The organism is Nocardiopsis sp. TNDT3 (genome assembly GCF_003427465.1).
GTDB classification, from domain to species: domain Bacteria; phylum Actinomycetota; class Actinomycetes; order Streptosporangiales; family Streptosporangiaceae; genus Nocardiopsis; species Nocardiopsis dassonvillei.
The window spans coordinates 1-6,155 of sequence record NZ_QPFC01000749.1; the positions used below are offsets into that span (position 1 = coordinate 1).

Here is a 6,155-nt window from a genome sequence, read left to right on the forward strand (position 1 = left end):
GTGTTCGCGCCGGTGCGCGACCTGGGGCTGGTGGTGCTGTGGGACGACGGCGACGACGTGCACGCCGACCCGCACGCCCCCTATCCCCACGCGCGTACGGTGCTGTCGATGCGCGCGCACCGCGCCGGGGCCGGTGCCCTGATCGGCGGGCACACGCGCACCACCGACGCCCAGCTGCTGGTGGAGTCGGGGTGGGCGCACCCGCTGACCGCCGACCGGGCGACCCTGCGCCGCCGCGCGCCCGTGGTCCGCGCGGCCGGGGACGACCGGGAACTGGCCCGCGACGAGGCGGCGCGGTCGGCGCGGATGCCGAGCGTGGCCCTGCGCGCGGCCCGCGAGGCCGCACGGACCGGTCCGGTGCTCTTCCAGGTCCCGCGCCGGGGCTACCTGAACACGCTGGCCTGCGCCGGGTGCCGCGAGCCCGCGCGCTGCGACTCCTGCCGGGGCCCGCTGGCCGTGCGCGGTTCGCACGCCATGCCCTCGTGCGGCTGGTGCGGCCGGGTCGCCGGGCAGTGGGCGTGCCCGGAGTGCGGGGTCACCCGCATGCGCGCCGTGGTGGTGGGCGCCCGCCGCACCGCCGAGGAGCTGGGCCGCGCGTTCCCCTCGCTGACCGTGCGCACCTCGGGCCGCGAGGAGGTGCTGTCGCGGGTGGCGGACGCGCCGTCGCTGGTGGTGGCCACGCCGGGGGCCGAACCGGTGGCCGACAACGGGTACGCGGCGGCGGTCCTGCTGGACGGCTGGGCGCTGCTGAACCGGATGGACCTGCGCGCCTCGGAGGAGGCGCTGCGGCGCTGGCTGAACGCGGGGGCCCTGGTGCGGCCGGGCGGCACGGTGGTGGTGTCGGCCGACGCCTCGCTGCCGGTGGTGCAGTCGTTCGTGCGCTGGGACCCGGCGGGCTTCGCCGAGCGCGAGCTGGCCGAGCGCCGGGAGCTGGGGTTCCCCCCCGCGGTGGCGATGGCCTCGGTCACCGGCGCTCCCGAGCACGTGCGCGAGCTGCTCGACCAGATCGAACTGCCCGAGGGCGCCGAACTCCTGGGGCCGGTGCCGGTGGGCGCGGACCGGGCGGTCGGCCCGGACGGCGCCCACCCCACGGAGCGCGCGCTGCTGCGGGTGCCCCGGGCCGGGGTGGGCGCGCTGTCCCGGTCGCTCAAGGTGGCGGCCTCGGCGCGCAGCGCGCGCCGCGACGAGCACCTGGCGCAGGTGCGGATGGACCCGCTGCACGTGGTCTAGGCGGTGTCGGGGCCGTCCGGGGGAGCACCGGGGCCCGCCCGTCCGAAAGTGTCACCGGTGTGGCACACGGGGTCTGGTCCGCGGTGGCCTTGGACTCGTAGCGGGTTCGGGCGCCCCGGGGTCAGGCGGTCGTCGCGGCAGGGAACGCGTCGAGGGCCCCGTCCGGGGCGGCCCGGCCGGGGTCCGACGGGAGCGGCCGTCGGGCTCAGCGGCCGTACTCCGCGCGGTACAGGTCGCGCAGCGCGGCCACCTCCGCCGCGTGGTGGATGACCTCCCGGTTGACGTGGAGCACGAGGGCGACCATCGGGAAGTCCTCCCACTGGGGCGCCTCGGCGCCGCCCACCGGCGCGGCCAGGCCGCTCTCGTCCAACTCCTGGACGTGCGCGGTCCAGGCCGTGTAGGCGTGGCGCAGCCGCTGCCGGGCCTCGGCTGCGGTCGCGGGCCAGTCGGCGTTCTCCCGCGTGGCGGTGCGGTCGCCGAAGTGCCAGTTGACGCGGGTCTCCAGGACCTCGACGACGATGTGCCCGAGCCGCCAGGCGATGGTGGTCACCGGCGGCGGTTCGGGTTCGGGGACGGCCGTGTCGGGCCGGTGGCGTCCGTCCGGCCCCTCGCGCACGGTCCAGGCCCCGGGCACCGGGGCCCAGTGGAACTCCTCGTCGGTGAGCCCCTCCAGGCGGGGCCACAGGGAGAAGTCCCAGTAGAACCGCAGCTGCGCCAGGACCTCTCCGGTCCAGTTCACCGCCACCCGCGAACGCCCCCTCGGCGTCTTGGCGCGCGGCCCAGCCCCGCCAGGACGCCGGTGCCCGCGTCGGACACGTCCTCGTCCGGATAGGGCCACCACCGCAGGTCGGCCACGCCCGGCTCGATGGGCTGGAAGGGGTCGAAGGCGCGCTCCACCGCGGCGCGGGGCGCCGGGGAGGTGAGGGCGAGGTAGCCGCCCCCGCGCATGAGGGCGTGCAGGGCGTCGATCCGGGCGGGCGGGTCGTCCGCGGTGAAGGGGCGGGTCATCAGGACGGCGACGGGCTCGTCGAAGTCGACGAGCCCGGAGGTGCCGAGGCGGCGCAGGAGCGTGTCCGTGCCGGACCCGTCGCCGGAGAGCACGCGGGCGCCGGGGGTGGAGAGCATGCCCGCCGCGCCGTGCGGGGCGACGTGGACGACGGAGGCGTCGGGGGCGGTGGCGTGCACGCGCTCGGCGGTTCCGGGCACCGGGCACCCCCAGTCGACGAACTGGCGCACGCCCGCGTCGGCGGACAGGTAGTCGACCACGCGCCCCAGGAAGGCCTGGTGCAGGCGGGTGTGCTCGGCGTGCCGGGGGTCGGGACGCCCGCCCGCGCGGGAGCCGAGGTCGACCACACCGGACCGCTGGCCGGGGACGGGCACGGACCCGCGCCCTCGGAACACGGCCGTGAGCCGACCCGTCTTGGGCCCTCGGACGTTGGTCACGTTCACGCTCCCCCAGCCGGTTCGCTCGCGGGAGGCAGACGCTCGGCGGGGCGGGCCGGTCGGGCCCGGACAGCGTCGCGCCATGCCGTCAGGGCCCGATGGTACCTCCTGTGAAAGTGATCCTCAGCACACACTTGGGTGTTATGCGCCCTATTTCGCCCTTTGGGAACTCCTGGGGCGCAAGTGTTTCTGGTAAACGAACTCGGCCCCGCGAACGGGGAGGGGGCGTCACGCCCCGCTCCCCCGCGGTTCCAGCAGGTCACCGCCGTGTGTTCCCGGGAAAGCCCCACGGCACGGCCGGAACGTCCGGGAAAGCGCTTTTTCTGCCGCGCTTCCCGGGAAACGGCCTCGGGAGGCGGGGGGGTTCCACGCCCCCGGGCTCCGGCCCCGGGGCGTCGCCCCCGACGGGGGCGACCGCCCTTCCGTCACGAGGACCTCTCCCGGGCGGAGGCCGCCCCCACCGGGAGGCCGTTCCCGGCCGGAGACGGCCCCCATCCGAAGGCCGCTCCCGGCCGGAGGCGGTCCCCGCCAGAACGCCGCTCCGCGCGGAGGGCCGCTCCCGGGGGAAGCCCGTCAGGCCCCGGCCCCGGCGCGCCACCGGTCCGCGGTCAGCCTCCTCGCGGGCAGCTCCGCGCACAGCCAGGACACCACCGCGACCACCAGCACGGTCGCGGGCAGCAGCCAGAACGGGCCGCCGGGCCACGGACGCCCCAGGAGCCCCATCCCCGCGAAGGCGAGCGGGACCGCCGAGGCCAGGACACCGGCGACGACCGCGCCGACCGCGATCAGGGCGGCCTCCCTGCGCAGCAGCGACCGGACCTGCGCGGGGGTCATGCCCACGGCGTGCAGCGAGTCCGTCTCCGCGCGGCGGCGCAGGGTCTGGGCGGACAGGCGGTTGGCCACCGAGAGCAGCACGTACCCCGCCAGGCAGAGCAGCACCACGAGGTTGAGCACCGTGTTCGCCGCGAGCCCGCTCCCGGCCGCGTCCGGCGCGGTGTCGGCGACCTCCACCCCCGGATGCGCCGAGGCCAGGCCGTCGAGGACCCCGCGCACCTCGGACTCCCGCCCGGGTTCGGCGAGCACCCGCAACTCGGCGGGCAGGTCCCCGGTCAGGTGTCCCCGGGCCAGGTCCCGCGAGACCAGGACCGGGCCGAAACCGAGTTCGCGCTCGTACAGCGCGACCACCTCGGCGCTGGCCTCGGTCCCGTCCCCCATGCGGAACGCCACCCTCTGCCCCGGCTCCGCTCCGAGGGAGCGCGCGGTCTGCGCGCCCAGCGCGACGGTGTCGCCGGTCAGCGCGCCCAGGTCGCCCTCGGTGACACCCACGTCGACGACCTCCGGGGCTCCCGGCCCCAGGACCAGCGCGGGCGTCTCCTGGTGCAGCACCCCCTCATCGAACGGCAGCTCGGTGGTCCACACGAGGGCGGTCGGCGTGGCGGTGACGGCCGCGGCGACGGACGGGTCCTCCCGAACGGTCTCGGCCAGCCCCAGCGGAAGCCCGCCGAGCGCGGGCGCCGTCAGCGTGCTCGCGGCCAGCTCGCCGTCCTGTCGCTGCTCCGTCTGCGCGGCCAGCAGCGTGGTGTTGACGTACCCCTGGCTGAGCGCGAAGGCCACCAGCATCGCCAGCGCGCTGACCGCGCCCGCCACCCGGTGGGAGTGGCCGTGCAGATTGCGCACCGCCAGCCAGGTCAGGGCGGACGAACGCGCGGGCAGGCGGCGGCCGAGCGCCCCGCTCACCGCCCGCAGCAGGGCGGGGCCGACCAGGGCCAGCCCGATCACCGCGAGCAGGCTGGCCGAGGCCGGGCCGACCGCAGCCGTCTCGTCGCCCAGCACCAGCGCCGGGACCGACGCCCCCACCGAGGCCAGGAGCAGCGCCGCCCCCGTCCAGGTCCGCGCCCGGCCGGGAACCCGCGGTTCGGCGACGGACTCGGCGAGCGCGTCGGTGGGCGGCGCGGCCGCGGTCCGGCCGACCGCGGCCAGCGAGGCCAGCCACACGGCGAGCACCATCAACACCGCCGTGGCCAGGGCGGGCAGCGGTCCGAACACCGGCGGCAGGCCCGGGGGCACGAGGCCCAGGGAGGCGAACCAGTCCAGCGCGACCCCGGCCAGCGGATAGCCGCCGGCCACGCCGAAGGGCAGGGCCGCCAGGGTGACGAGGAGGTTGGGGGCGGCGACCAGGCGGCGGATCTGCCGGGGTGTGGCGCCCACGGCCCGCAGCAGCGCCAGGTCGCGGCGCTGGGCGGCCACGGAGACCGACAGCGCCCCGGCGACGGTCAGGCCGATGGTCATCACCAGGACACCGCTGAGCGAACCGGCCACCGCGACCAGGACACCGCGTGCGGCTCCGGCGGCCGGGGACTCGGCGTCGCCGATCCGGTCCCCGGTCCGCACGAGCGCGTCCTCGCCCGCCAGGGCCTCCCGCACCGCCCCGGTGAACCGCTCCTGCGACACGCCGGGCGCGGCGCGCAGGGCCACCAGGTCCACGGTGCCCTCGCGCGGGCCCTCGGTGCGTCCGGCCAGGTCGACGGCGGTTTCGTCGTCGAACAGGACCACGGTGGCGCCGGTGTCCAGCACCCCGGAGAGCCGGTGGTCGCCGGTGCGCCCCGCCGCGGTGACCCGCACCCGGTCGCCGACCCCGGCGTCGGCGGCGGCCGCCGTGGCGGCGTCCAGGACCACATCCCCCGGCCCCCGCGGCGCCTCCCCCTCCAAGGGGGCGTCCTCCAGCAGCGCGGCGGAGGACCACCCGTGGCCGGTGGTGCGGGGGTCGGCTCCCGTGGCGGGCCCGTCCCCGGTGTGCACGGCGGCCGGGAACCCCACGTCGCCGACGGCGGTGCCGACCTCGGGCAGGGCGGCCAGCCGGGCGGTGAGCTCCTCGGGCAGTCCGGCCCGCTCGGGCAGGGGCAGGTCCAGGTCCTCGGCCTGCTCGACCGTCTGGGGGGCGGCGACCACGGCGTCCGCGCCCCGGAGGCGTTCGGCGGGGACCGACGAGCGCAGCCCGGTGTCGGCCAGCACGCCGCCGACGGTGACGAACGCCGATCCGCCCAGGACCGCGACGGCGACAGCGGCCAGCACCCCGGCACGGCCGCGCGCCAGCTTCAGCGCTAGGGGGCCGCGTCCGCCCACGGGGCCCTGACCGCAGGCGGGGCCGGAACCAGAGGCCGGACCGGAAGCCGGATTCGGTGCGGGGGTCGCCGTCATCGGTCCGCCTCCGCCCCGGCCGTCTCCAGCGAGGCCAGGCGTCCGGCCAGGTCGGCCGCGGAGGGGGCGTGCAGGACGTCGGCGAGGCGGCCGTCGGCCATGACCGCGGTGGCGTGCGCCCGGGCGGCGGCCTTGGGGTCGTGGGTCACCATGACGACGGTCTGGCCGAGTTCGTCCACGACCTCCCGCAGCAGCCCCAGGACGCTGTCGGCGGTCGCGCCGTCGAGCGCTCCGGTGGGTTCGTCGGCGAAGACGATGTCGGGGCGGGAGGCCAGGGCCCGCAC

General features: G+C 77.7%; 3 protein-coding genes and 2 pseudogenes. 1 reads left to right on the forward strand and 4 read right to left on the reverse strand.

From position 1 onward, the window contains the following. Positions 1 to 1,230 (forward strand): annotated as a pseudogene (locus DQW06_RS18495) (primosomal protein N'); the annotation flags it as partial. Between the two features lie 205 nt (positions 1,231 to 1,435). On the opposite strand, the gene DQW06_RS18500 reads toward DQW06_RS18495, so the two are convergent. The 4 genes and pseudogenes from DQW06_RS18500 to DQW06_RS18515 form a co-directional block, all read right to left on the reverse strand. Next, positions 1,436 to 1,975: a DinB family protein gene (locus DQW06_RS18500; RefSeq protein ID WP_013151903.1), complete on the reverse strand. Its 540-nt coding sequence runs from the start codon at positions 1,973 to 1,975 to the stop codon at positions 1,436 to 1,438. Continuing rightward, positions 1,966 to 2,673, reverse strand: coding sequence for an SAM-dependent methyltransferase (locus tag DQW06_RS18505; protein WP_198662481.1), 708 nt, complete (start codon positions 2,671 to 2,673; stop codon positions 1,966 to 1,968). Before DQW06_RS18505 ends, DQW06_RS18500 begins: the two co-directional genes overlap by 10 nt. 573 nt (positions 2,674 to 3,246) lie before the next feature. Beyond that, on the reverse strand, positions 3,247 to 5,745 hold the full coding sequence (locus DQW06_RS18510; RefSeq protein WP_232833069.1) for an FtsX-like permease family protein: 2,499 nt from the start codon (positions 5,743 to 5,745) through the stop codon (positions 3,247 to 3,249). Positions 5,746 to 5,867: 122 nt separating this feature from the next. Continuing rightward, positions 5,868 to 6,155: pseudogene (locus DQW06_RS18515) on the reverse strand (ABC transporter ATP-binding protein); the annotation flags it as partial.